We start from the raw sequence: 26,548 nt of genomic DNA on the forward strand, positions 1-26,548 counted from the left end.
TCGCCCCGTCCGCGCGTCTCACGCCCCATGCGGACCCGCCTATCGTGGTGGCATGCGAGCATCGGATGGTTCGGTCGAGTGGCTTGAGTACTTCATCACCGCGTGGCACGGCCCACGTCGACCGGGCTACGGCCTGACCGAGACGGAGATACCCGAGTTCCTCCCAGGTCCGCTCCAACGCCTCTATCGTCTCGCCGGACGCTGGCCAGGCCCGGATCCGGAGGAGCACGTGCCGGACTCGCCCGGGATACTCCAGCAACAAGACGTGCTCGTACGCGCCGAGGCTCTGAGTCTTCACGAGGGAACGGTCGAGTTCCTCGGCGAGAACCAGGACAGCTGGACATGTCGTGTGACAGCCGCCGGTCCATCGGCACCCGTCGTGCTGAGCAACGCCCACTGGATGTGGGACGACGGATCGGAAGACGAGTACACCCCGCTGACACCGTCTCTCGAACAGTTCCTTACGAGCTTCGTGCTCCAGGAAACGGTCTTCGGATGCCGCAACCTCGCCACCACCGACGAGCCGGTGGCCCTGCCCGCCCCGTCGATCCCGCTCTGGCTGGACGGCTGGTACGTCTTCGAGGAACCCAGCCACAGCTTCTGGAGCGTCGGCTCCGCGCTCGTCGCCGACATCAGCGGAACCCGCTGGGTGGGCTGGAACGGTCCGGACACGCCCTCGGCCGAGCTCGGCAGGCTCCACATGACCCGAAGCCAGTGATCCGCACCGACCGGCGCCCTCTCCCAAGGCCCCGAGCTGTGCGTGAAGTTCACCGACGCGGACGGCGTCGAGGCCTTCCCTCGGTGGCACCGATCTGCTGCTCCTCGGGCTCCCGGGCGATCAGCCCGTCCTGGCTGACGCGTTGAACGAGTCATGAGGAAGGGGAACGCTCCTGAGACGTCGTCTCTTATGGGCTTCTGGCTCACTTTCTGTGGAGTATGCACTCTGCGTGACGATTGTCGGGCGAGTCGGCACTGGGGAAGCTCGAAGCACGGTGCCCGGGGCCGTCTGTCCCGGACGCGGGAGCTGTTCACGGAGGATTCACGGCTCCTACTGTCCTGTCGCGTCGAGCTTGTCCATGGATCCTGTGCTGAACTGCTGAGTTGCCAGGTGGGGTGGGAACGCTTGGCGCGGGACTCTCAGTGCACCTGACTTCTCCGGAATCCGGGGGCGGCCGACTCGTCGATGCCGGGGAGGATCGGACGGGGGAGTGCGGTGGTGTCGAGAAGTCAGACGCGAAGCAGGTCGGTCGAGACCGCCCAGAGGCGCTCGGCGGTACCGGGATCGAGCGCCCATTGCTTGACACCGTGCGGATGTTGCGCGAGGTCGGCGTCGTTCGGCACGGTGTAGGCCTCCTGCGAATCATCGAGGTAATGGCCTCCGGAGTGGGCGAACTGTGGGGCAACGGCCGCGACCATGGTGGTGGCGGCTCCCTGCTGGACCGTTTTGTACCTGAAGACGCCGGCGGCCTCGGCCGCATCGAGCGACTGTTTCTGCTGCGCGGTGAAGTTCCGCTGCAGACCCGTCGCGACACCGCCCGGGTTCACCGCATTGGCGACGATGCCGTCGGACGCCCACAGGTGGGTCGCCTCAACGGCGAATAGCGAGTTCGCCGTCTTCGACTGGGCGTAGGCAATCTGCGGGTCGTAGCTGCGCCGCTCGAAGTGGAGGTCGTCGAAGTCGATACCGGAACGCATGTGCGCCGTCGAACTGACCGAGACGATCCGTGCCCCGTCGCGGTCGGCCGCTCCGAGGGCCAGGGCGTCGTGCAGGCCGATGGCGAGTGCGAGGTGACCCAGATGGTTTGTCGCGAACTGCAACTCCCAGCCCTCGCTGGTTCGTTCGAGGCCACCGGTGACCACACCCGCATTGTTCACCAACAAGTGGAGTGGACCGCTCCACGCGGCGACCAGCGAGGTGATGGTGGCTCTGTCGGTGAGGTCCAGCCGGACGACTCGGGGGCGGACCGCTCCGGTCGAGTTTTCGATCGATCCCGCGACGGCGTCACCCGCAGCTGTGTTCCGCACGGCGAGCGTCACCTGTGCCCCGGCTGCGGTCAACGCGCGGGCCGTCTCGATCCCGATTCCGGAGGAAGCTCCCGTCACGATCGCGCGAATGCCGGTGAGATCGACACCCCTCGCCACCTCGTCCGCCGTACTGGAGGCGGTGAAGGAGGTGGAGAGGGGTTCGCGAGCCGTCATGACAGCGAGGCTATACATACTTGACTGAACTTGTATAGCTGGATTCCCGCTCCTATGCTCGTGTCATGAGCAGCCCCCAGGCCGGCCCCCTGTCGTCGCCAACCACCGATACCGACCGTCGGACCACGGTTCTGGAGTCCGCTCTGGCCACGTTCGCGCGATTCGGCTATCGGAAGACCTCGATGGAGGAGGTGGCGCGGGCGGCACACATCTCCCGCCCCGGGCTCTACTTCCTCTTCTCCTCCAAGGAGGCTCTGTTCCGTGCCGCTGTCACCCAGGCCCTGGAGCGCGACATCGCAGCGGTCGAACACGCCCTGGCCGACGCCGACCGCCCTCTTGCGCAGCGCCTGGCCGAAGCCTTCGACCGGTGGGCGGGCCGCTACGTCGGCCCGCTGACACGCGATGTCGCAGTGGTCGTCGAGGACAACCCCGACCTCCTCGGCGAGATCGCAGAGAGCACGCCGCGGCGTTTTGAGGAGCTGATCACCGACGCGATCGCCGTCGAGTCAGGACAGGAGACGGCCACTCTCGTCGCACGGACGATGGTCAGCGCATCGATCGGTCTCAAGCATCAAGCCACGTCGCGGGAGTTCTACCTCGAACGCATGAAGGTCGCCATCGAACTCCTGGTGCGCTGATGTCCTGTCGCAGTCGGCCTGACTGATGGCAGCCTGCTGACCTGCGGGCCTGCCAGATGGGTTGGGAACGTTCGGCCTTCACGCCGTAGTCGTTGACGGCCCTCCAGGCTGCGGGCAGCAGCTCGATGTAGCCCTCGGCCGACAGAGCGACGGGCAGGTGGCCGGCGCGGGCGACGGCGATCGCGTACGACTCGTTCGGCGACAGCGTCCGCCCCGGCAGGCAGGGGTTGCGAAGGCCCTCGTGCGGACAGTACCGCCAGCCGATGATCCACTCGTCCAGCAGGTCCTGGAGCTGGGCGAGGGTCCAGACCGCTTCGGAGGCCGGGTCGCTTCCGCGACGGGTGACATCGGAACCGTCGCCCAGCGGGACTGTCAGACCAGCACCAGCCCCGACCCGGCCTCCAGCCGCACGAAGTAATCAGGCGTATGCGAGATCCGGCGCGTCGCCCCCGGCCATGACACCCGGAACGGCTGCGAGGCCAGCCCCATCGCGCGCCGGTCGTGGTCGAGCAGCATCAGCCGGTCCCGCTCCAGCCAGGACTCGAACCCCACCAACTACGCCATGGTCGCCGCCCAGTACCAGCCCGGGAAATTCTGCTGTCCGCGGTACGACGAGAAGCGCCGTACCGGCCTCACAGACTCGAACGCAACCCGGGCACACCGCATCAAGGAGCCCGAAGCCCTCCGGGAACCCTGCCATGAACTCCCGCCGCGCGGGGTCGGACTCCGCGTCGGCCATCGCCCCGAGCAGGTCGATCAGCTCGTTCTGCCGGTCGCTCGACAGCTTGCTGACCAGGTGGGCGACGCCCTCCAGGACCTTGACGACGTCGTCCGGATCCATCTGCTCGTCTCCACTGCCCTCGACGAACCACAGGACGTCGACCAAGACCCCGGCCAAGGCGTGGGTCAGAGACGAGTACACGGGCATCAAGACGGACTCCCAGCAGGTCACGGCACAGAGTCCGGCCCTCCCACCACTGAGCGTTTTCCAACCTCACGCGGATGCGTGGTGCGGGACGGGGAAAGCCTTGACGGCGTCGGTGATGCGGTTGGTGCTGCGGCGGAGCTTCGCAGGAGGCGCCACCCCCTGAGGGTTGCCATGGCCTGCTCGCCGAGGCAGCGGATCTTGGCGTGAGCGGTGTTGTGGCGGTGCTTCCACCTCTTGAGGCGGCGGCCCCGAAACGGTCCCCTTCTTCACCATGGTGGTCGCCTTGGGCTACGGTCGTGCCCCGTGTCCCCAAGGGAGTGGTGCCGATGCCCCGCCATGTACTGGCCGCGACGCGCATGGACGGCAGGGAGATCGCCCGCGAGGAGCGCCCCGCCGCGCCATCGCTCACCGTGGTCGCCGCGTACGGAGATCTCCATGCCTGCGACTACGTGACCGTCTCCCAGGGGGAGTCCGTCGGGCTCTACGCCCGCGACCCCGGAGGCACGTGGGACGCTGTGAGCCCCGGAACCGACGCGGTGACCACCGACGAGATGCGCCTGTGGTTCGAGCTCACCCACCACTACCCGGGCCCGGACGGGGCGGACCCGAACCATCCGCTGGGCAGGGCCCCGCAGCCGGGTGCCGTCGGACGCATCGACGAACGGAGCGCCATCGCCCTGGTCCAGGAGCACATCGCCACCGGCGGTCTGGACTACCCGACCCAGGGCCTGGTCGCGGATCGGTTCGCCGCGGGCTGGAGCGTATACGCGCCCGTCGACGTCGACGACAGCGATCCCATGGCCTTCCTCGACATGCCCGTCGGCCGTTCGGTGTTCATGGTCGGCGACACGGGGCGCATCAAGGAGGTCACCTCCGCGATCCCGCCCGGACAGGCCCACGCCCTGTTCACCGCGGAGGAGGCCTTCGTACGGCGTCCGCCCGCCGAGGAGGCGTTCATGAACGACCTCAAGGCGGAGTTCGAGCGCCTCGATGCCCGGTCCGGGCAGCCGGGCGCGATCACCGACTTCACCGTCGTCGGCGCCCCGCCCGAGGACGTGACGGCGGCCCGCGTGACCGCGCTGACCGACGAGATCGCCCGCCAGTTGGCGCTGTGCGGACCACAGCGGTGGGAGCGCATGGTGGCAGCATTCTCCTGCGCCGTCTCCGCCGAGACGGCCGATCTGTGCTTCTGGCAGCACGAACGGCCCATGGAGGCACGGGTGCCGGAGCAGATAGCCCTCCTCGTACGCCGCCAGCGCCACCTCGCGGCCGCCATGCCGGCCGGACCGTGGCTGCGTCTGATGGTCGCCGTCACCAAGGGGCCTGGCGGCCAGGCCCAGGTCTCCACCCAGTACGACTACGGTGACGAGCGGCTCCCCGATGGGCAGTTGCTCGCCCCCACGCACTACCGCAACGACCTCGCCGCCTATCCGCGGGCCGGGGTACCGGCGTGGCTGCGGGCCTATGCCGGGGCGAACGGCCAGCGCACGGCATCCCCACGCATGGCGCCTCCGCGATCCGCACCCCCGCGCCAGGAGGCCCCCGAGCGCCCCTTCGTGGACAGTCTGGTCGGCTGGACGACACACGTGGTCGCCGACCAGCGGCGGATCACGTACGGCGATGACTCGTTGGCCTGGGAGGAGATCGAGTGGGTCCGGTATCCCGTCTCGCGGACCAAACACCAGGGCTTCCTGTTCCCCTCCATGTACAGCAATACGTACACGTTCGGCGTCGGCAGATACGGGAACTCACCGAAGAGTCTGGAAAATCTGACCTGGAGCAAGGGCGGTAAGAGGGCAGAGGCCCCCGAAGCGTGGCTGGCCCTGGTCGAGTTCGCACAGCGCGTCCTTGAACCCCGGCTGCTCGCGCAGCGTCTCGACGTGATCCGGCGCGGCGGGTCGTTCACCATCGGCGAGATGCGTGTGCACCGCGGCGGGCTCACGCTGCGCGGGGTCATGGAGGCCGATTGGCGTTCGCTCACGGACGTCGAGGTCGCGGACGGCCTGGTGTGGATCCATGAGCGGGGCAGGCAGCAGGCGGTGAGGGTGTCCCTTGGCAGCGCCAACGCCGTACTCCTGCCCCGCATCGTGGCGGCCATGGCCGGCTGAGCCGCGGCTATCCGTGCAGGCGCCCCGAGACCTGCGTGATCTCCTCGGCGCCCAGCGGGTACGGGCTGCCGTACAGCAGCGGACCGGCGACGACCGCGGGACCGGTGACGGGCGCCGCGCCGTGCTCGGCCGCTAGCCGGCTGGCCACGGGGTTGGGCGGGCCGGAGCGCGCCCGACCCGGGCCGTCCTCGGCGTACCAGAGGGTGAGCTCCTCGCCGAGCTTGGTGGAGCGTATGTGCTCCGAACCGAGAAGACGAGCGACCTCCTGCACGAGATCCATCCCGTACGACGCGGTCTTCACCTGCTGGATGCCCCTGTCGGACACGAGCAGCAGGCCGGACGTCGCCTTGTTCCGCTTGAAGAGTCCCATCCCGTCACTCTATTGACGCGGCCACATCGCCTGCCACCCTCTTCCCTGACCCCTCACGCTGCTCGGGCCCCGTCACGCGCCGGCGCTTCGCCGCGCGCGGTGCTCCGGGCAATCCGCACATGCGGAGCCATGGATTTCGCTCGGCGGGGGTGAGCCTTCTCGAAGCCGGCCGCTGGACGAAAACCCGGGCGGTGAGGTGAAAAGAAGAAGCACCACGGGATGAACGTGCAGGTCCTCGCCGATCCCGCAGGACGCCTGATCCGGGCCTCCGACGCCCTGCCGGGAGCCACCCACGACCTGAGCGCGGCCCGGACCCGCGGCATCTCCGACGCCCTCGCCGCCGAGAACATCAAGTGCTGGGCCGACAAGGCGTATCAGGGTGCCGACCCCGCGATACGTGTCCGATCCGGGGGAGGCACCTGCGCGGCTGGCGCCGACGTCACAACCGCGACCACGCCAAGATCCGCAGCCTCGGCGAACGCGCTATGGCGATCCTCAAGTGCTGGCGGCTCCTGCGAAGAATCCGCTGCAGCACCACCCGGATCACCGCCCTCGTCCGGGCCGTCGTCGCCCTCGAACTCGCCAGCTGATCAAGATGGAAAAGGCTCACTGACATCACACTCAGTCAGCCCTCCACGGAAAGCACGCCAGAGCCAGAACTCTCGTGATTAAAGCCAGGGAGGTCAGTTTTTCCCTTCAGGGTTCTGGTAGATGCTGGCGGCCATTGATCCCAGTTGCTTGTTGGCCTTCAGCGCCAGGTCGATCGCGTCGCTGACGCTGTTGCTGGGGACCGGGACGTTGTTCACATAGATGGCGAAGACGAGACGGTGTCCGTTTTTCGCATCAACGTATCCTGCAAGCGCCTTGGTGGTGAGGGCCAGCTTGCCCTTGAAAGCGCCGACCAGGGTGCCGGTCTTCGCGCGAATGTGTCCTGCGGCAGGGTCGGTGTGCGCGATGACGTCCGCGAGTGATCCATCGACACCCAGGCTCGGCATGGAGTCGTAGAAGGTGCTGAAGTCGCGACTGTGGGAAAGATGCCGCAGCAACTCCGTCTGCGCGGCTGGTGTGGCCTTGTCCCCGGTCAAGCCTTGGGCATCGACGAGAGTGGACGACTTCGGGTCAATACCCGCGCCGGCGAGAAAGTCCCGCTCGATCTGCATCCCGTCGGCGTAGGTGTGCTTGTCGTGATGGACTGCCATCAGCGGTGGCAAGAGGTTGGCGCCGAGATTGTGGCTGACCTTATTGATCAACTTGGCGTATTCCCTGAAGGGCGGTGACGTGTACGTCGCCGAGACAGGCAAGGCCTTCACCTCCTTTGATGACGGAAGGTCGGAGCCGGGGTTGGACCCGAGCGTCGGGGCGCTGACGGTGACACCATTCCGCTCAAGAGCCTCGATGAGTACGGTGCGGGCAAATGCTGCAGGGTCGGGTACTTGGAATGTCGCCACGAATGGTGCGGTGGCGTCAGCGGGCACCGAGCCTCGAACCCGGATGTGCCCGGGGGCGCTGCTCTCGGTCTTCACCGTCGGCTTCGTGCCGGCGGGCGTGGTTGTGACGTTCGCGTCGACGGTGAAGGCTGCGGTCTTGGGCCGCCAGTCGACCTTCGCCGGGTTGCCGGGCGTGCCGGGCGTGATGAGCAGGTCAATGAGGTTGTCGTTGACCACCGTTGGCGTGACAGGCGTCCCACCGATCGACACCGGGTCCCAGAGCCGATTGTCGATGATCACGTTGCCGTCCACTTGACGGATGCCGCTTGCCGCGACCTGACGAGCCAGGTCATTGATGCCTGCCAGCGGGTCTTCCCGGGTGATGGTTGCCATTCCCGGCACGGCGTTCGCGTCGTAGTGGTCGAAGTCGGGGACGTCCAGCTGTCCTGCCGCAGTCGTCCGTCCGCCGAGAGTCAGATCGCCGCTTCCCACCATGATCAGGTCGCCCGTGAGTCGTCCGGCCTCCGATATCGAACCGCTGTGCACGATTGGCGTACGGAAACGGTGGTCGCTGCCGAGGTCGTCGAGGGCTGCGCCTACCGCGAAGGTCTTGGCTGTCGATCCGGTCATGAACTTGGATCCGGCGTTCTTCGACTGGAGGATTTTTCCTGTCTTCAGGTCGGCGACCTGCACGCCCCAGTCGCCTGTTGCCCACGGTGAGGCGTCCATGAGCTTTCGCAGCTCAGCGCTCACACCGGGAGCGTTCGGGGACGTGGAATTCGAATGATCCTTTGAGTCATTGGAGCACGCCGACATCGTGACGGCCGCAAGGGCCGCAGCCACAGCTACTGCGGCTGCGCGGGTACGCAGCCGGCGTGAGCCGTATCCAGTAGCTTCCCGCCGTGTGGCTCCCGACCTCCGATGGACTGCGGGCCCGGGCTCCCTTCGAATGCGATTTCGCATGAGATCGGGGACTTTTATAAACATTGCGAGGATACCTTTTGATTTCTAGTGTCAAACGAGGGGGTGCCATGAATGCCAGGGGGTCGTGCTTCAGGTGATCGAGATACGCCAGTGCATGGAGCGCGATGTCAAGAACTCGCGATTTCAGGAACTGGCGGAGATGTCGACGACCAGGGGCAGTCCGTCGGCGCCCGAGACGAACCGCCGGTGCGCAGTCGACTTCGAGACCCCGAAACACGGTGGCGGAGCCCGCCAGGCACACCCGCTCACCAGCACGCAGTCGATCGCCGCGAACAGCGTTTCATCAGGAGTGTCCTGGGTCCCGCCGCCCTGCGGACGCATCCTCGACGGCAGGATCAACGGCTTCGCGATCTCCCACAGCCCGTCCGGAACAATCCGACTCCACGTATCCCGCCCCATGAACAGCCCGACGGGCGATCAATAGGACACGGTCTAGGGTGCCTATTTCTTGCCGATGACGATGTCTCCGTTACGGGTGTGAATCCTCACGGCATGGTCACTTGTGTCGTCTTTCATGACATCCACTGTGATATCGCCCTTCTTGGCGGCCGTGTCGACGGCGTACGTCGCCTCCGGCAGGTTGAGTCGGACGTCGCCGTCCTGGCTTCGCACATCGACGAGGTCAGGGGCGGAGACGAAGTTCAACTCGTTGTCGCCGTTCCGTGAGGCGACAGTGACCGACCTTGCGGAGATCCTGTCGCCCTCGATGGTTCCGTCGCGGCCTTCCAGATCCAGATGGGGCCCGCTGAGGTCCGACAACCGCATGTCGCCGGCTCTGGCCGAGAAATCTGCGGTGAAGCCCGTGGCTTCAACAAGACCCTTGTCGTTCTCGGCAGTGATCGCGACGTCGCGCGGTACCTTCACGGTGTACTTCGCACCGCAGTCGACGGAGAGACCCGTGCAGTTCAGCGAGAGCGTGAGAACGCCTCCTTCGAGTTTCCATCCGGGTTCCACTTCGCCCCCTACTTTCGTACCGCTGACCTGCCGTGTCACCCGAACCCCCTTGACATCGGCGGCTACGAGTTCCAAGTCGGCGGATTCGGACTTCACGGTCAGACTGTGCCCACTGAAATCAAACATTTTCGATTCCATGACGGCGTTCGCCGGGGCACCGTCCGGGCCGCATCCTGTTGCTGCGACAGCGAGGATCGCGACGGCCCCGAGGGCGAGCACGGTGTGAGGCCTCATTCCCATTGATTCATTCCTTCATAATTCTGGACACGCAGGTGACGCATGTCGTTCATGGTGGTGGTGATTGGTTCGAAGGACGCGATCGCGTCGGTGGCGAGTTCGTTCCGTGGAGTCAGCAGGCGACCCGAATATCGGTCGGGGGATTCTGCTGTCGCGGCGGTACGGACGTCGCCCTCCTTCACGAGCGCAGGGCCCGGGCTGCGACCGTGCGCGACACACGGGCGGCTTGGAAGGCCAGAGCGAGGCAGGTGGTCACGAGCGTCACGCCGGCGAGCACGCCGAGAGTCGCCCAGGGGAGGCCGTCCAGAACGCGGACGACGCTGATCTCGGCGCCCACGGCGATAGTGGCGCTCGACACCGCGATGACGATCGCGCCGAAGACGATCGCCGTCCCCGCGTAGATCACTCCCTCGTAGATCGTTGATCGGGTGACCACACCTGGTCGCGCACCGGCGACCGTCACGATGGCGGAATCACGTGTGCGCTCCCGCCCGACCAGAGCGATCACAGCAAGGCCGCCGACCCAGGACACGACGAAGACCCAGCCCAGCACGACCAGGACATCGCCCAGCCCGGCGGTGCTTCCGGGCATGACGTTCCCCATGACCATGAAGAGTCCGACGAACGACAGGGAGAGGGCGAAGGGCAGCACCGTGGCGACGCTTCTCGCCGCGCGGGTACGGCACGATCGCACGGCAAGGTGCCAGGCGACACCGCGCGAGGGCACAAGTGCGGTCCAGAACCTCATCAGAGGTGTGAGCACCCACGGCCCCATCAGCAGCAACAGGCAGATGAGAAAGAGGTCGCCGGCGAAGGCGAAGGCCGTCCGCTGTTCGATCCCGCCCTTGAGTTCGAGTCCCAGCCCGGGAATCCACATCCCGACCACACCGGCGAGGAGGCAGAGGGCGAGAACGCTGCGCGTGACGCCGGGCCGCGCCGGTGGATCGGAGAGGTCTCGGAACGCGTGCATCTCCGGTGTCTTGGCGGCACGGCGCGTGACGCCCCAGCCGCCGAGCAGACACGGAACCACCCCGGACAGCACGCTCGCCCCGACGTGCCAGAGGTGGAATCCGGCCGTGGCCCCGTGCAGGTCGAGTCCCGTGGTCGTCCACTGTGCGAGGGCGGTGCTCGCGACGACAGGGGCCAGCGGTACGGCCAGCGCGCCGGCCGCAGCGCCGAGCACGACCAGTTCCGTGCGCAGAATGAATCTGATCCGATGGCGAGGGATCCCGAGGATCGCCCACAGGGCATGATCGCGTCGCTGGGTCGTCAAGGTCAGACCGACGGTGGATGCGACGATGCCCACGGCGGCAAGCACGGTGAAGAAGACGATGTTGCCGCCGAGCGCGATCGACGCGGAGACCATCCGCGCATCACCCGCCGCCCGCGCTGTCGAGACGGCGGTGAACATGGCGATGACCGAGCCCGCTGCGCATGCCGCACCGACCACTGCGCACAGGAACGTCCACAGCCACATGGACGCCTGCATCCGAATGTCCGACAGGACAAGTCGCATCACGACGCCTGCTCACCCGCTTCGTCCTCCGACTGCGCCGCGAGGACGGCATCGCTCACCGCGTGGGAGTCGCCACCAGGAATGACGGCGTGCACTTGCCCGGACCCCAGCACCACGACCTGGTCAGCACGTGCGGCCGCATGAGGGTCGTGTGTGACCATGAGGACCGTGGTTCCCTGCGCGGGAAGTGCCTGCAGCCAACTGAGCACGACGTGACCCGACTTGAGGTCGAGCGCGCCGGTCGGCTCGTCGGCGAAGACGATCCGCGGCTGATTCGCGACGACCCGGGCCACCGCGACGCGCTGGCGTTCACCTCCGGAGAGCCGGTCGGGGCGCCGCCGCGCGTGCTGCGCGATACCGAGCCTCGACATGGCGTCGCCGACCCTCGACGCGGGCACCCGATGGCCGGCGAGTCGCGCCGGCAGGGCAATGTTGTCCTCGACCGTCAGCGAGCTGACGAGGTTGTACTCCTGGAAGATGAATCCGACGTTCTCACTGCGGAATGCGGCCTGCTTGCGAGGGGGGAGCGACAGGACATCCGTTCCCAGGACCTCGATGGAACCCGCGGTCGCTTGCTCCAGACCGGCAATGCAGAGCAGAAGCGTCGACTTGCCCGACCCGGATGGGCCGACGATGGCCGTCAGCCGGCCTTCGGGAATGTCCAGGTCGATATCGTGCAGGACGCGCGCCGTCTCGCGTCGACGGCCCGGAACGGGGAAGTCCATATGAAGGCCGCGCAAACGGATGCACGGCACGGGAGCAGCGGCTGAGATAGGCATGCATCGAGCTAAGCAGGGCACGGCGGGAGCCACACGGGTGCCTGCACTGCTAAAAGGTAGACCTAGGTCTACCTTTTACGCGACCCACGGTATGTGACAATGGCGGTCATGGCGCAGATTCGTATTTCCCGGAGGATGCTGACGGAATGCATCGCGGCAATGGCTTTTCCGATTCTGCTGCTTTCCGTTCTCGTTGCGCCGGTCTCGGCCCCGGTGGTGGCGGAGGCGGACCGTTCGAGAGCCCGGTGGTGCGGCGTCGAGACGATGCCCCTGAAACCCTCTGACCAGAGCTGGGCCCAGTGGGTGGCACCCCGGCTGCGTTCACGGTCGATGTGGCACACCGACCTCCCGGTTTTCGTGACCGCCGTGCTTCTGTCCGCGCTGTCACTGCTGGTGGCCTTCTTCGGATTCGTCGGCGCTGCCGTTCTGGTGTTCTCGCCCGTCTTCTGGCTTTTCGGCATCGCCGCGCAGGTCGGTCCATTCACCCCTGAATCCGTTGGGGAAACCCTTCTGGCGATGCCCGCAGGCATCGTTCTCGGCGCGGTCACCACTACCGTACTGACCGGCACATCATTTCTTCGCGACCTTCTCCTGCGCGCCTTCTCCAGGAGCCGGGATCCGGATCTGCTCGCGAAACTGGAGGAGCTCCGGACCAGTCGGGCTTCGCTGACCGCGGCCTTCGAATTCGAGCGACAGCGCATCGAACGCGATCTGCACGACGGCGCCCAACAGGAACTCGTCGCCGTCGTCATGCGTCTCGGGATGCTGGAAGCCACGGCCACGGCCACGACCGCAGCCGCCGACCAGGAACGAATCGTGCGGCTGGCACGGCAGGCCCAGGCTCACGCGGAGCGCGCACTCGAACGGCTGAGGGACACGGTGCGCGACATTCATCCCCGTGAACTGAGCGACCTCGGTCTCATCGCCGCCGTCCGGGAGCTGGCCGCGCGATCGCCTTTGCGGGTCGAATTGAACAGCACCGGCGATGACGCCCCGCTTTCGTCACCGACTGCGACCGCCGTATACTTCATGGTGTCCGAAGCCCTGACGAACATCTCGAAACACGCAGGTGTGGGAAGCGCCCGGATCGACCTACGATGCGCCACGACCGACGTACACGTGCGTGTGCACGACGATGGTGTCGGCGGTGCGAGAATCCATGCGGGCTCCGGGCTCGCCGGACTGCGCGAGCGAATGCGAAGTGTCGGCGGGAATCTCGAAATTCTCAGCCCACCGGGTGGCGGGACGCTGGTTGTGGGGTCCGCCCCCAGCCAACCCCCATGGTGATAAACAGAAGCAGGACGTTCCCCGGGGAGGGGGCCATGAGAATTGTTCTGGCAGACGACAGCGTGCTGATAAGAGCCGGCATCCGGGAGATTTTGACCTCCCACGCTCATGATGTCATCCGCGAATGCGAGGACGCCGACGAACTGGTTGCCGCAGTCGACGCGCTGGTGCATGCCGGAACCGCCCCGAACATGGTGATCACGGATGTCTGCATGCCCCCCAAGAACACCGACGACGGACTGCGTGCCGCGATCGATCTGCGCTCCCGGCACCGGGACCTGCCGGTGTTGGTCCTCTCCGCCTACGTCACGGGCCCCTATGTGAGGGAGCTTCTGAACGGCCCGGGTGCCGACGGAGCCGTCGGGTACCTGCTCAAGGAGAAAGTGGGCAGAGTCGCCGACTTCCTGCGAGCCGTCGAGACGGTCTCCGCAGGTGGCGTCGTGATCGACCCCGAGGTTGTCCGCCACGTCACCCGTGCGGACTCGCCACAGGGGCCGCTTGCCCGGCTCACCGCTCGTGAAAGGGAAGTGCTCGCCCATATGGCCGAAGGGCGCTCCAACGCAGAAATCGCGAAGGAGCTGTTTCTTTCCGGCGCTGCCGTGAGTAAGCATGTGGCGAACGTTTTCGTGAAGCTCGGCATGCCTCCCGACGAGGACAACCGACGCGTCAAGGCCATTCTGGCCTGGTTCGAATACAACTGAGGACTGGCCCCCGGGCACCGTCCAGCAGCTCCCACAGCTCCGTGAGCCCCGCGCCGGTGCCGCAGGTCCCAGGAGCGCTCTCAGCACGTTTCGGCCCCCCGAATCCTGGTCCCTTCGGGGCCCGTCGGACACTCCCGGCGACGACTCCCTCAGCGCCCGCCGGAAGGTGTCCAGGTGGATCGCCGGCGCCACCGGCACATCGACGAGCGCCGGCGCCGACCGCTCGGACGGGAACAGCGGCGCGTGCGGGTCGGACGGGCCGTCGGGGAACAGCCCCGGATCTCCTCGCCCTCGCCCTTCACCAGGAACCGCCCCCTGCCCCTGGTCCCAGAACACCTCGCCCAACCGGACCTGGCACAGCTCCGAGGCCCGCACACCGGAGAGGTACGCGGTCCGGCGGGTTCTCGGCGGACGCCACCATGCCCGCCTCGACAAGGATTCTTTCGTCGCCGGCTCCTGAGTATCAGCCGCATGTGTGTGGAGCTCGACGAATCGGTCTTGTCGCTCGATGTTCAGGATGAGACCGCAAAGACGGCGCGGCGATACGGAGGTACCCATGGCGGAGACAACCGCGTCGTCGGTGATCACGGAAGAGGAGACCTGAACGCCGAGCCGGATCAGAGGGGCAGCCCGGGCCTCCCGCGACGGGCCCTGCCCACCACGACCGGACGCGGCACCGGAATCATGAACTTCGGCGGCCAAGCAGCCGGCGTAGTAGCCCCATTCACGATGGGCCGGCCGGCGGACACGTTCTTCTGCAGTGCCGCATTCGGCTTCCTCGTCATCACCACGCTGCTGACCGCAGTGACCGCACTCCGGGTGCCGCGGGTCGAACAATCCACTTTCCTGACAGCCGTCGCGAAGCAGCCAGCCCGTACTCGAAAGACAGGATTCCCACCATGGTCAGCGAAACCGAACTGGTCGCCAGGATCACCAGCCGCGCGAAAGACATCGGCGTCCAGGTCTGGCTGCATGCGGCCGATCTGGACGGCGCACGGCAAGTGGGCATCGACGCCGCGGAACCGGTGGTCACCGCATCCGTGTTCAAGGTCCCTGTCGGGCTGGAACTCGCCCGGCAGGCGGCCGATGGCGCCGTCGATCTCGCCGAGCGAGTCACGGTGGCACCGGGACGCTCGACCTCCGGTTCGTACGGCCTCGCCACGTTTCACCAGGAGGTCACGATGTCCTGGCACGACCTGGCTGTGCTGATGATCGGTGTCAGCGACAACATCGCCACCGACCTCATCCTCGAAAGGGTGGGCAAAGCTGCGGTTGCCGAGTCCTTGGAGCGACTGGGGCTTCCGCAGACGGCGATCCCGCACGATTGTGCGGAGCTGTTGCACACGATCGAGGAAGACCTCGGGATCGAATACCGGGACGACGAGCGGATCCTGGCCGCGTTGCCGGCCGAACGGATCCGCGGGCTGCGCGCACTGACTCCCGAAGCGACCTGCCGGACCAGCGCACAGGAGGCCACTCGCCTGCTGGGACTGATCTGGCGCGACGAAGCCGCGCCTGCTGCGGCCTGCGCGGATGTCCGGCGCTGGATGGAACTGCAAGTGTGGCCGCACAGGCTGCGTTCCGGCTTCGGCGACGAGGTCAGGATCAGCGGCAAGACCGGCACCCTTCCCACGGTGCGCAACGAGATCGGCGTGGTCGAGTACCCCGACGGGGGCCGGTACGCGGTGGCCGTTTTCACCAGGGCCGTCGACGCTCGGTCGAGGGTCCCCGCGCGCGACGCCTTCATCGGATTTGCGGCCGCCCAGGCGGTGGACTGGCTCCGGCAGCGATGAGCGCCGAACACGCACATACCGGCGATGCGCACTGCGGCACCCGGCCTCCTCGCCCCAGCCACGAGACCCCAGCCACGAGACGCGTCGCCGGTCCTGCACCGGCCCGTCAGCGCACCGGTCGGGCCGGGCGGAGTCTGAGCATCGCGGCGAAACGCTGCTCGGCGTCGTTCAGACTGATCCCGGCGATCTCTGCCACTCGTCGGAGCCGAAACCGGAAAGTATCGGGTGCGCATCGAGCGAGGCCGCAGCGGACAGCCAGGCCATCCAGCCAGGCAGACAGGGCAGCGGCATGAGTCGTACCGTCTTCCCGACCATACGCGCGCAGTCGTTCAGCCGGCCCGGAGAGAAAACCTCTCTCATCGCTCAGTACGTCCGCCATCTCCAGCAGGAGCGCTTCGACCTGGACGCGTCTACCGCTCCGACCGCGAGGCCGCCGACGCCCTTGACCCGTTCTGCATCGAAACCGGAATCGCCCTCGACCACCACTGGCACCTCACACCTGGTGGCCGGGCCCATCCGGCTCCCTCGTATCCGGGGTAAGAACTCCACGCCTGTCCGTCGAGGGTCCGTCGCCCGCACGAGATGACCGGGCAGAGCAACCTGCGTACGCGCGAACAGCAAGCGACCCGTCCGCCTCCGCTGGGCACACGCCTGATCCGCGGTCACCCGAGGAAGATCGGCTCACGTCGGCGCAAGCTGCCGCCAGGGAGGACCGTCCTGGCCGTGCCGCGGTACGACCACTGGCTCGGCCGAGTCACGGCGTGGCGCGCTGTCGCCGGGCCCTGCTTCGGTGTGCGGTTTCCTCGACCATCGCTGCCAGCATGTCCGTCGCAGCGCCAGGATGCCGGTTCCTGGCGGTCGCGAGCGACAACGACCAGGTCAGGTTGTCACTGCCCGGTCCGATGATGCGCAGCGTGGGGCCCGGATGGTCATAGGCGTCGGGCAGGATCGCCACACCCAACCCTTCGCGCACGTACGCCGTGGCCACCTCGGCGTTGGTCACTTCGATGGAGATGCGGCGGGACTGCCCGGCCGCGGTGAACGCACGGTCGACGATCGATCGGCTGCCGTAGCCGATCGGGAAGTCGACGAAGACGTCCTCGGCCAGCTCGGCCAGGGCCGCTGCTCCGCGCCCCGCCAGGGGATGTGCCGGGGCCACGACGAGGTGCATGCCGACGGATAAGAGCGGGGTCAGCCGCAGGCGGTGACCGGCGGGACCGGGTTCGGACAGCAGGGCCAGATCGAGACGGCCGGCGGCCAGGTCGTCGGCGAGGTCGCGGGAACCGCCCGGCCGGTGGCTGAGCCGCACGCGCACCCGTGGATGATCCGCGTGCATCCGGGCCAGCGCGGCGGGAAGATCGATGTCGGGCAGCGAGGACGTCACCCCGACACGGACCTCGCCCTGGATCCCGCCCTGTACCTCGTCGACGGCGTCGATGGCGGCTCGGGCCGCCGCGAGTGTGTCGAGGGCCCGGGGAAGCAGGACGTGACCAGCCTCGGTCAGGGACACCTCGCGGGAGGTGCGGTGGACGAGTTCGGCCCGCAGCTGCCTCTCCAACGTCTTGAGTCCGGCCGAGACCGCGGATTGCACCACGTGCAACCGTGCCGCGGCCCGGGTGAAGTTCCGCTCCTCCGCCACGGCGACGAAGTACTCCAGTTGCCGAAGCTCCAGACCGATCACGATCGTTGATTGTAATCAGCGCCGTTCGTCGTTGGACGCGAACGGCGCTGAGGACGAGGCTCGGTGGCATGGGAGAAACTGAACCGAGAGCAAGCGTGCGCAACGGCCGGGTTCTGATCGTCGGTGCCGGGATCGCGGGACCGACCCTGGCGTTCTGGCTCGCCCACCACGGCTTCACCCCGACGGTGGTCGAGCGGTCGCGGCAGGTGCGCGGGGGCGGTCAGGCGATCGACGTGCACGGCAGGGCCGTCGACGTGCTGACGAAAATGGGGCTGCTCGACGCCGCGCGCGCCGCCCGGACCGGTATCCGGGGCATGGACTTCGTCAACGCCCGCGGCCGGACCGTCGCCCGGACCACCGCGTTCAGTCTCACGGGCGGAGCCGCGGACGACCCCGGCATCGAGTTGATGCGCAGCGACCTGGCAACGTTGCTGCTGGACAGCACCCGTGCCACCACCGAGTACGTCTACGGTGATCACCCGGTGGCACTCGAACAGACCGGCACAGCGGTCACCGTAGGGTTCGCGAGCGGCTCGGTCCGGGAGTTCGACCTGGTGGTGGGCGCCGACGGCATCCGGTCCGCCACCCGGTCGCTCGCGTTCCCGGCGGACAGCCACCGCCTGCACCGGCTCGGGCGCTACATCGCCATCGGGGACGTCCCGAACTTCCTGGGCTACGACCGCTGGGAGACCTTCTACGCCGCGGGACCGGATCGTCGGGTCTGCTACTTCGCCGGCGCGGGTTCCACGCGCGTGATGTTCACCAGAACCGACCCGGACCTCGACGTCGACCAGTACGACGACGAGGGCCTACGGGCGCTGCTGCGCTCCCACTTCGCCGGTGACGGCTGGCAGACCGACCGCCTGCTCGACGAGATCACGGCCACCCCCGATTTCTACTTCGACGATCTGCGCCAGGTCCACATGGACTTCTGGCACCTCGGACGGGTCGCGCTCGTCGGAGACGCCGGCTACTGCGCCTCGCCCTCCTCCGGTCTGGGAACGACCCTGGCCGTCGTCGGCGCCTACGTCCTGGCCGGTGAACTGGCCGCCGCCCACGGCGACCACCACCTCGGGTTCGCCCGCTACGACCGGCGGATGCGGCCCTTCGTCGCGGACTGCCAGGAACGCGCGCGCCGCGGCGGGAACCTCTACGTCACCCGCCCCCGATTCTGGCTGCAGATGCAGCAGATCAGGCTGTCCAACCTGCCCCCGCTCCGACGCGTCATGACCGGTCTCGCCGCCGGCAGTAAGGAACGCATCGGCATGGGCATCACCCTCCCCGGCGACGACCGGAACACTGGGTCGCCGATCCCGTGACGCCCGGTACTGCCCCAGCTCGCGCGGTACCCGCAGAACTCGGGCGGACATGGGGACACCTGCCCGGCGGTCGCCGCCGTAGCGCATTGATCAGCTCCCGGTCGGCGCTGGGCCGAAGCACCGCCTCGGTGGGTACGTCCCTCTTCCCGCTGAACGGCAGGCCCCCGACGGCATCCACGAGGCGTTCCCGAGGCTCGCCTGCCGTGTGGTCGCCGGATCCCTGCCCAACCGCTCGGCCGGTTCCTCGTCCGTCATGGCCCGCGTGCGCGTGAGCCGGATGATGCGGAGCCGAGCCCGGAGGTCCCGCTGAAGGCGTGGGACGTGGCGGTGGGCGATGAGGCAGAGGGCGGGGCCGAGGCGGTGGAAGGCTTCGTGGACGCCTCCGCGTCGTCCGGCGGATGCGCGGGCGCGGCGGAAGCCGTGCGGCCGCCGGGGTCGCACGACCGCGTCAGAGCGGACGGGGCAGCCCGATCGGGTTGGGGAACGGCAGCAGTTTCGCCCCCAGCACCTGCCGGGCCGGCAGCTCCAGGGCGGCGAGCAGTTCGTCCGCCGCGCTCTCGGCGAGGGGGTGCAGCAGCCGGGCGGCCAGTCGGTCGGTGGTGTCCTCGACGAGATCCCGTTCCCGGTGGCCGCGCGGTGTGGCGGCCGACTCCGCGTCGATCAGCCCGCGCGAGCGCAGCCGTTCCTCGGCGTCCGCCCACTCTGCCTCGCTCCAGCCCCGGTCGAGCCGGATCCCCTCGCGCGGGACCCGGTCCGTCGCGGCGGCGAGCACCAGCGCCTCGGGCGCGTCGAGACCGTGGTCCGCGAGCGCCGCGACATGCGCGTCGCCCCGGAACTCCCGTAGCGCGGTGGTGAGTTGCCACAGGCTCTCCACCGGATCGGTGCGGTCGCACAGCGGGCGGTTCGCGGCGAACAGCGGACGGGCGAGCGGGGACGCGTCCGCCACCATCGCGGCCAGTGGCGGAACGAGCCGTCCGGCCAGGGAGTCGATGCCGGGAATCAGGCGGCGCAGCGCACCCGCGGCGAGCCGGGCGCGCAGCTCGATGAGCCGCTCGGGGGTGACGACCCGCCATGCGCCGGGCAGCGACCGGGCCACCATCCCCGGCGCGAAGACGCCCAGGGCTGCGGTGGCGGCCTCGGGTCCGATCCGGCCCATCGGGGCCGTACGGGTGGCGAAGTACCCCATCCAGAAGCCCTTGAGGCCCACGGACCGGCCGATGCCCCGGCACTCCTCGTCGAAGTAGACCACTGCGTGGAGGGGCTCGGTGCGCAGCCACAGGGTGCGGGGTCTCGACTCCATGGGGCCAACCTAACGCGCGGTACGGCGGTCACGCCCGCCCGCGCGCCCCGGGGCATCGTCGGCGCGGCGGCTCAGCCGTCGGCGCCGGAGTGCCGGGCCACGATCGCCGCGGCGTCGGTGCCACGCGGCAGGATGCCGTACTGGTGGCCGCGGTCCTCGCCGAGCCGGGCCGCCACGAACGCCTCGGCCGACGGCGCCGGCGCGTGGCGCAGCATCAGCGAGGCCTGGAGGGCCAGCGCCATGCCCTCGACCGAGGCGCGGGCCCGGGTCTGCGCCGCGAGCGGGTCGCGCAGATCCTCGGTGAGCTGTCGGCGGACCCGGCGCACATGGGTGTCCAGGACGGGACTGGCACCGGCCGTGATCTCCAGCTCGGCCCAGAAGGCTTCCAGCGACCGGGGAGTCCGTCCGATGCCGCGCAGCACATCGAGGGCGATGACATTGCCCGAGCCCTCCCACACCGCCATCACCGGCTGCTCGCGGTAGCGCCGGGCCAGCGGCCAGTCCTCCGTGTAGCCGTTGCCGCCCAGGCATTCCAGCGCCTCGTAGGCGTGGTGCGGTCCGCGCTTGCAGATCCAGTACTTGGACACCGCCGTGGCCAGCCTGCGGAACATCTCCTCGGACTCGCCGCCACCGCTCTCGTAGGCGTGGGCCAGGCGCAGCGAGGTCCAGGTCGCGGCCTCGGTCTCCAGCGCCAGGTCGGCGAGGACCGCCGTCATGGCCGGCTGGTCGGCCAGCCGGGCGCCGAAGGCGCTGCGGTGCCGTGCGTGCCAGATCGCCTCCGCGACCGACTGGCGCATGCCGGCGGTGGTGCCGAGCACGCAGTCGAGCCGGGTGTGGTTGACCATCTCGATGATGGTCGGCACGCCCCGGCCGGGCTCGCCGACCCGTACCGCCCAGGTGCCGTCGAACTCCACCTCGGAGGAGGCGTTCGACTTGTTGCCCAGCTTGTTCTTCAGCCGCTGGATGCGGACGGTGTTGCGGGTGCCGTCGGCCAGGACGCGCGGCACGAGGAAGCAGGTGAGTCCGGCCTCGGCCTGGGCCAGCACCAGGAAGGCGTCGGACTGCGGGGCGGAGAAGAACCACTTGTGGCCGGTCAGCAGATGGGCCCGGCCCTCGGGGTCGGAGGCCAGGGGCACGGCCCGTGTGGTGTTGGCGCGTACGTCGGAGCCGCCCTGCTTCTCCGTCATCCCCATGCCGAAGGTGAGCCCGGACTTCTCGCCCGGGGCGATCAGCCGGGGGTCGTACGCGCGGCTGAGCAGGCCGGGCAGCCAGTCCCGGCCCACGTCCGGGTCGCGCTGGAGGACCGGGACCACGGCGTGCGACATGGACATCGGGCAGGCGTGGCCGGGTTCGATCTGGGCGAACAGCATGAAGGAGGCCGCCCGTGCCACCGCCGCCCCGGGCTTGGGGTCGGCCCAGCCCGCGGTGTGTGTGCCGTGCGCGACGGCCGCGCCGATGATCTCGTGGTACGCGGGGTGGAAGTCGATTTCGTCGACGCGGTTGCCGTACCGGTCGTGGGTGCGCAGCACGGGCGGCGAGGTGTGGGCGAGCTCCGTGGCGGTCTGGAAGTGCTCGGAACCGACCAGGGCGCCGATCTCGTGCAGCTCCGGTTCGTGCCAGGCCGCGCCGAAGGTACGGACGGCCTCGGCGAGCGGGAGGTTGGTGCCGTACTCGTCGAGGTCCTTCCGGGGCGGTGCCTGGTTGGTGACCTCGTGGGTGGGGTGCGGTGCGGGGGCTCCGGGTTGCGGCTCGGTCCGGTGCTGGGTGACGGTCATGGCGTTGGTCCTGTCCTGGATCGGCCGGTCGGCGGCCGGGAGTGGCGGGGGAGGCGGTACGGCGGGGCGTGCGGCGCGTGTTCAGGCGCCTTCGGCTCCGACCGCTCTGAGGCACAGCGCGGTGATGCTCTCCACGACCGGCCCCGGGTCGGTCCGCGCACCGACCGGCGAGAGCGGCCCGAGCAGTGCCTCGCCGACCGCGCCGATCACGGCGGCGGCCGACAACTGGGCGTTCTGCGGGGGAAGTTCACCGGTGGAGATCCCGGCGACGATGACCGTCTCGGCCAGTGCGTGGTAGCCGCGGCGGTAGGTGAGCCGCTCCTCCTCGACGAGCGGGTCGACCGGCTCGGCCAGCAGGGCCCAGGCCGTGCGGGGACTGCGCAGTGCCCGGTACGAGAAGACCTCGACGAGCGCGCGCAGCTGCTCGGTGACGCCGCTCCGTGCCTGCACCGCCTCCCGCACCGCGTCGAGCTCATGGCCCGCGACATGCCGGAAGACCGCGGCGAGGAGCTCCTGCTTGGAGGCGAAGTGGTTGTAGACGCTGCCGGTGGCGACACCGGCCCGCCGGGCGAGCGCGGAGATGCTGGCCGCCGGGTAACCGCCCTCGGCGAGCAGCTCCCGCGCGGCGTCGAGGAGCCGTTCGCGATGGGCGAGCCGGGTCGCCTCCGTGCGGGCGGTGGATCGGTAGGCCATGATGATCTGAACCTCGATTCATATCTTCTGCTGTCCAGCCAACCACTGTTGTCCGCCGGGTGCAACGGCATGCGCGGAACCGTACGGGCCGGGACGGGAGCCACGCCGTCGCGCGGAGCGGGCGGGCGGGCCGCCGTCCGGCGGACGTGGCGCGCCACGGGCGTGCCACGGGTGCGATGCCCGCACGTCGCCCCGGGTTCACCGGATGGTTCCGGAATCAAGCAATCCTCCTGGTGGCGGCCCCACGCTCCGGCCCCGGACCGTCGCCGCCCCGCACGAAGGAGAACGACGCGTCATGTCCCACCCCGTACCCGAATGGGCCGACCCCCGGGTCCCCGCGGAATCGCTCGACCCCCAGGGCCTCAGCCGCCGGGCACTGATGCGCCGCGCCGGCCTGTTCGGCGCGGCCTTCGCCGCCGCCTCGCTGCCGCTGCCCGCTCTGGCCGACAGCCGAGGAGGTCACTCCCACGGGCACGGTCACGGCCACGGGCGCGCCCCGGACCTGGTCTATCTGGTCGGCGACCATCACAACCACTCCGTGTACAGCCACGACGCCAAGTACACCTTCTCCCAACTCGCCTCCGCGGGGCAGAAGTTCGGTCTCGACTGGATGGTCTTCACCGAGCACAGCAACATCGGCCACGCCGAGTTCGGCGCCGCGCAGGAGCACCGGGAGATCCTCAAGGCCCGCGCCGACAACAAGCGCATGCTGATCTTCCAGGGGCTGGAGTGGTACATCCCCGGGGCCGAGCACTGCACCGTCTTCTCGCCGCCCGGACGGCACGAGGTCGACCTCCTCACCCGCTTCGAGGAGGCCTTCGACGGCAAGCTGCTCGGCTACACGGCCGGTGCCCCGTCGCACCCCGACACCCCGCGCAACGAGGCGCACGCCGTCAAGGCCCTCAAGTGGCTGGCCGAACAGCGCCGCACCCGGTACGTCGACGACGTGCTGGTGCTCGCCAACCACCCCATGCGCCTCGGCATCGACTCCCCGCACGAGATGCGCGCCTGGCGCGACGCCGCCCCCGAGATCATGATCGGCATGGAGGGTGCCCCCGGCGCCCAGGCCGGAGCGATCCCGGGCTGGCACCCCGACACCAACGTCCGGGGCGAGTACAGCAACGCACCGTCCGCCGACTCCTGGCCCGGCTACCCGCGCGAGGCCTATGTCACCTACGGCGGGTTCGACTGGGCCACCGCGACCGTCGGCGGCCTGTGGGACGCGATGCTGGCGGAGGGCAAGCTCTTCACGATCACCTCCAACTCCGACGTCCACCGCGTCGCCCAGGACACCTGGGTCAACGGCGACTGGCCGCCCGGCCGTGACTTCGACAACACCGGCCACCTCCCCGACCCGTACAACACCACCGAACCGCAGCCCGGCGGCGACTTCTGGCCCGGCCAGTTCAGCCGTACGCACGTCGGCGTCACCCGGTACGGCTACCGGGACGTGATGGAGGGCCTGCGGGCCGGCCGCGTCTGGGTCGACCACGGCCATCTCATCGACGGCATCGACGTCAAGGTGCGCGGCGAGCACGGCAACAGCGCCACCCTCGGCGGCCGGCTGCGCGCCCGGCGCGGCGAGCGGCTCACCCTCACCGTCACGGTGACCGCCGCGTCCCGCCGCAACCCCTACGGTGTGCTGCCCCGCCTGGAGCACGTCGACGTGATCCGCGGAGCGGTCCGCGGCCCGGCCGCCGACCGGGACGACTGGCGCGCCCCCGACACCCGGCTCGCCCACACCGCCGACGTCTCGGGCCGCCGTGGCACCTACACCCTGCGCATCCCGGTCGGCCGTGCGGACGAGCCGTTCTACCTGCGGCTGCGCGGCAGCGACGGCAAGCGCCACGGCAAGGGCTTCCTCGGCGCGGCGATCGACCCGCACGGCCCCCTGCCGCACGAGCCGGGCCGGGGCAACCCGTGGCTGGACACCTGGTTCTACACCAACCCGGTCTTCGTCGACGTCGTGCGCTGAACCGGTACGGACGGCCGGGGCGGCCCGGAGGCGGCCCCGGCCGAGCTCAGGCCCCCAGCGCGGCGGAGACCACGGCCCTGGCCTCCTCCTGCACCCGGCCGAGATGGTCGGCGCCCAGGAACGACTCCGCGTAGATCTTGTACACGTCCTCGGTGCCCGAGGGGCGGGCGGCGAACCAGGCGTTCTCGGTGGTCACCTTGATGCCGCCGATCGGCGCGCCGTTGCCGGGAGCCTCGGTCAGTACGGCCGTGACCGGCTCACCGGCCAGTGTGTCGGCGGTGACCTGCTCGGGGGAGAGGCGGGCCAGCACGGCCTTCTGCTCGCGGTCGGCGGGGGCGTCGATCCGGGCGTACGCCGGCTCGCCGAACCGGGCGGTGAGTTCCGCGTAGCGCTCGGAGGGGGAGGCGCCCGTCACCGCGAGGATCTCCGAGGCGAGCAGGGCCAGGAGGATGCCGTCCTTGTCGGTCGTCCAGACCGATCCGTCGCGGCGCAGGAACGAGGCCCCGGCCGACTCCTCGCCGCCGAACCCGAGCGAGCCGTCGGCCAGCCCGTCCACGAACCACTTGAAGCCGACCGGCACCTCCACCAGCGCACGCCCCAGCCCGGCGGCGACCCGGTCGATCATCCCCGACGAGACCAGCGTCTTGCCGACGCCCGCGGAAGCCGGCCACTGCTCGCGGTGCGCGTACAGATAGTCGATGGCGACGGCGAGGTAGTGGTTCGGATTCATCAGTCCGGCGTCCGGCGTCACGATGCCGTGCCGGTCGGCGTCGGCATCGTTCCCGGTCGCGATCCGGTAGCGGTCGCGCTGCCCGATCAGCGAGGCCATCGCGTACGGCGACGAGCAGTCCATCCGGATCTTCCCGTCCCAGTCCAGCGTCATGAACCGCCAGGTGGGGTCGGTCAGCGGATTGACCACCGTCAGGTCGAGCCGGTGCTGTTCGGCGATCCGGCCCCAGTACGCCACCGAAGCGCCGCCCAGCGGGTCGGCACCGATCCGCACCCCGGCCGTCCGGATCGCGTCCAGGTCGAGCACCGACGGCAGGTCGGAGACATAGGTGCCGAGGAAGTCGTACGTCCCGGTCGTCGACGCCGCTCGCGCGCGGGCGTACGGCAGCCGCCGCACGTCCTTCATCCCGCCCGCGACGATCTCGTTGGCGCGCTCCTGGATCCAGCCGGTGGCGTCGGACCCGGCGGGGCCGCCGTTCGGCGGGTTGTACTTGAACCCGCCGTCGCCGGGCGGGTTGTGGGACGGGGTGACCACCACACCGTCGGCGAGACGACCCTTCCGGCCCCGGTTGTGACCCAGGACGGCGTGCGAGACCGCCGGGGTCGGGGTGTAGCCGTCGGCCGGATCGACCAGCACGGTCACGTCGTTGGCGGCGAACACCTCGACGGCGGTGACCCGGGCCGGCTCCGACAGCGCATGGGTGTCGGCACCGAGGAAGAGCGGCCCGTCCGTGCCCTGCCGCGCCCGGTACTCGCAGATCGCCTGGCTGGTCGCGGCGATGTGGTCCTCGTTGAACGCGGTGGCCGTGGACGACCCCCGGTGGCCGGAGGTGCCGAACGCCACCCGCTGGCCGGGCTCGGCCGGGTCCGGGTGCAGTGTGTAGTACGCCGTCACCAGCCGGGCAACATCGATGAGATCCTCCGGCCGGGCCGGCTGTCCAGCTCGTTCGTGCGGCATCTGCCACTCCTCCGTATCGGTCGGTCGTTCGGTCGTCCCCCGCCACATTTTCGCGGGTGGCGCGCACCGCACCGCGACTGCCCCGCCCGGAGGGTGCCCGAATCCCGCTGGTGGTTCCGGCGGGTCCCGGCATAGGTTCGTCCACGATCACGGAGAGTTCACCGAACCGGCGGGGTTTCCGGCCGGACCAGGGGGAG

20 protein-coding genes and 2 pseudogenes are annotated in these 26,548 nt (G+C 69.1%); 9 read left to right on the forward strand and 13 right to left on the reverse strand.

The features are described 5' to 3' along the window. The first annotated feature begins 52 nt into the window (after positions 1–52). On the forward strand, positions 53–718 hold the full coding sequence (locus ACFVFH_RS13910) for a hypothetical protein (protein ID WP_383767144.1): 666 nt from the start codon (positions 53–55) through the stop codon (positions 716–718). Between the two features lie 509 nt (positions 719–1,227). Here ACFVFH_RS13910 and ACFVFH_RS13915 read toward each other — a convergent pair. Further along, entirely contained in the window at positions 1,228–2,199 is a 972-nt protein-coding gene (locus ACFVFH_RS13915) for an SDR family NAD(P)-dependent oxidoreductase (protein ID WP_383767147.1), read from the reverse strand. Positions 2,200–2,264: 65 nt separating this feature from the next. Between ACFVFH_RS13915 and ACFVFH_RS13920 the strand changes: the two genes are divergently transcribed. Beyond that, a complete protein-coding gene (locus ACFVFH_RS13920; RefSeq protein ID WP_383767150.1) occupies positions 2,265–2,837 on the forward strand; it encodes a TetR/AcrR family transcriptional regulator in 573 nt (190 codons plus the stop codon). Between the two features lie 372 nt (positions 2,838–3,209). Here the strand turns inward: ACFVFH_RS13920 and ACFVFH_RS13925 are convergent, their stop codons facing one another. Beyond that, the gene (locus ACFVFH_RS13925; protein WP_383767153.1) at positions 3,210–3,392 is read right to left on the reverse strand and encodes a hypothetical protein; all 183 of its coding nucleotides are present in this window, start codon (positions 3,390–3,392) and stop codon (positions 3,210–3,212) included. Positions 3,393–4,091: 699 nt separating this feature from the next. Here ACFVFH_RS13925 and ACFVFH_RS13930 point away from each other — a divergent pair. Next, complete coding sequence (locus ACFVFH_RS13930; RefSeq protein ID WP_383767156.1) at positions 4,092–5,873, forward strand: hypothetical protein; 1,782 nt, start codon at positions 4,092–4,094, stop codon at positions 5,871–5,873. 7 nt (positions 5,874–5,880) lie between these two features. Here the strand turns inward: ACFVFH_RS13930 and ACFVFH_RS13935 are convergent, their stop codons facing one another. Further along, entirely contained in the window at positions 5,881–6,243 is a 363-nt protein-coding gene (locus tag ACFVFH_RS13935; RefSeq protein WP_093812950.1) for a hypothetical protein, read from the reverse strand. Between the two features lie 201 nt (positions 6,244–6,444). Here ACFVFH_RS13935 and ACFVFH_RS13940 point away from each other — a divergent pair. Continuing rightward, positions 6,445–6,833, forward strand: a pseudogene (locus tag ACFVFH_RS13940) (transposase family protein); the annotation flags it as partial. Between the two features lie 93 nt (positions 6,834–6,926). Here ACFVFH_RS13940 and dacB read toward each other — a convergent pair. The 5 genes and pseudogenes from dacB to ACFVFH_RS13965 form a co-directional block, all read right to left on the reverse strand. Next, positions 6,927–8,423, reverse strand: a complete 1,497-nt coding sequence (dacB, locus tag ACFVFH_RS13945; protein WP_383767159.1) for a D-alanyl-D-alanine carboxypeptidase/D-alanyl-D-alanine-endopeptidase — start codon at positions 8,421–8,423, stop codon at positions 6,927–6,929. 405 nt (positions 8,424–8,828) lie between these two features. Further along, positions 8,829–9,053, reverse strand: a pseudogene (locus ACFVFH_RS13950) (transposase); the annotation flags it as partial. 42 nt (positions 9,054–9,095) lie between these two features. After that, the gene (locus ACFVFH_RS13955; RefSeq protein WP_383767162.1) at positions 9,096–9,704 is read right to left on the reverse strand and encodes a DUF4097 family beta strand repeat-containing protein; all 609 of its coding nucleotides are present in this window, start codon (positions 9,702–9,704) and stop codon (positions 9,096–9,098) included. 319 nt (positions 9,705–10,023) lie between these two features. Further along, a complete protein-coding gene (locus ACFVFH_RS13960; RefSeq protein ID WP_383767164.1) occupies positions 10,024–11,322 on the reverse strand; it encodes an FtsX-like permease family protein in 1,299 nt (432 codons plus the stop codon). A 38-nt stretch (positions 11,323–11,360) separates the two neighbouring features. Continuing rightward, positions 11,361–12,140 carry an ABC transporter ATP-binding protein gene (locus ACFVFH_RS13965; protein WP_383767166.1) on the reverse strand — a complete coding sequence of 260 codons (780 nt, stop codon included), beginning with the start codon at positions 12,138–12,140 and terminating at the stop codon, positions 11,361–11,363. Positions 12,141–12,248: 108 nt separating this feature from the next. On the opposite strand from ACFVFH_RS13965, the gene ACFVFH_RS13970 reads away from it, so the two are divergent. From ACFVFH_RS13970 to ACFVFH_RS13980, 3 genes are all read left to right on the forward strand, one after another. Beyond that, positions 12,249–13,427: a sensor histidine kinase gene (locus ACFVFH_RS13970; protein ID WP_383767168.1), complete on the forward strand. Its 1,179-nt coding sequence runs from the start codon at positions 12,249–12,251 to the stop codon at positions 13,425–13,427. A 35-nt stretch (positions 13,428–13,462) separates the two neighbouring features. Continuing rightward, positions 13,463–14,128, forward strand: a complete 666-nt coding sequence (locus ACFVFH_RS13975; RefSeq protein WP_383768020.1) for a LuxR C-terminal-related transcriptional regulator — start codon at positions 13,463–13,465, stop codon at positions 14,126–14,128. An 899-nt stretch (positions 14,129–15,027) separates the two neighbouring features. Continuing rightward, a complete protein-coding gene (locus tag ACFVFH_RS13980; RefSeq protein WP_383767171.1) occupies positions 15,028–15,921 on the forward strand; it encodes a serine hydrolase in 894 nt (297 codons plus the stop codon). Between the two features lie 754 nt (positions 15,922–16,675). Here ACFVFH_RS13980 and ACFVFH_RS13985 read toward each other — a convergent pair. Further along, a complete protein-coding gene (locus tag ACFVFH_RS13985; RefSeq protein ID WP_383767174.1) occupies positions 16,676–17,602 on the reverse strand; it encodes a LysR family transcriptional regulator in 927 nt (308 codons plus the stop codon). 68 nt (positions 17,603–17,670) lie between these two features. On the opposite strand from ACFVFH_RS13985, the gene ACFVFH_RS13990 reads away from it, so the two are divergent. Then, positions 17,671–18,921: an FAD-dependent monooxygenase gene (locus ACFVFH_RS13990; RefSeq protein WP_383767176.1), complete on the forward strand. Its 1,251-nt coding sequence runs from the start codon at positions 17,671–17,673 to the stop codon at positions 18,919–18,921. 448 nt (positions 18,922–19,369) lie between these two features. Here ACFVFH_RS13990 and ACFVFH_RS13995 read toward each other — a convergent pair whose 3' ends face one another. From ACFVFH_RS13995 to ACFVFH_RS14005, 3 genes are all read right to left on the reverse strand, one after another. Beyond that, positions 19,370–20,221, reverse strand: a complete 852-nt coding sequence (locus tag ACFVFH_RS13995; protein ID WP_383767179.1) for a hypothetical protein — start codon at positions 20,219–20,221, stop codon at positions 19,370–19,372. Positions 20,222–20,292: 71 nt separating this feature from the next. Continuing rightward, positions 20,293–21,996, reverse strand: coding sequence for an acyl-CoA dehydrogenase family protein (locus ACFVFH_RS14000; protein ID WP_383767182.1), 1,704 nt, complete (start codon positions 21,994–21,996; stop codon positions 20,293–20,295). 81 nt (positions 21,997–22,077) lie between these two features. Further along, entirely contained in the window at positions 22,078–22,689 is a 612-nt protein-coding gene (locus ACFVFH_RS14005) for a TetR/AcrR family transcriptional regulator (protein WP_383767185.1), read from the reverse strand. 295 nt (positions 22,690–22,984) lie between these two features. On the opposite strand from ACFVFH_RS14005, the gene ACFVFH_RS14010 reads away from it, so the two are divergent. Next, a complete protein-coding gene (locus ACFVFH_RS14010) occupies positions 22,985–24,664 on the forward strand; it encodes a PHP domain-containing protein (protein WP_383767188.1) in 1,680 nt (559 codons plus the stop codon). Positions 24,665–24,710: 46 nt separating this feature from the next. On the opposite strand, the gene pgm is transcribed toward ACFVFH_RS14010, so the two are convergent. Continuing rightward, positions 24,711–26,351, reverse strand: coding sequence for a phosphoglucomutase (alpha-D-glucose-1,6-bisphosphate-dependent) (pgm, locus tag ACFVFH_RS14015; protein ID WP_383767191.1), 1,641 nt, complete (start codon positions 26,349–26,351; stop codon positions 24,711–24,713). Positions 26,352–26,548 lie beyond the last annotated feature (197 nt).

The sequence above is a fragment of the Streptomyces sp. NPDC057697 genome (genome assembly GCF_042799335.1).
GTDB lineage: Bacteria > Actinomycetota > Actinomycetes > Streptomycetales > Streptomycetaceae > Streptomyces.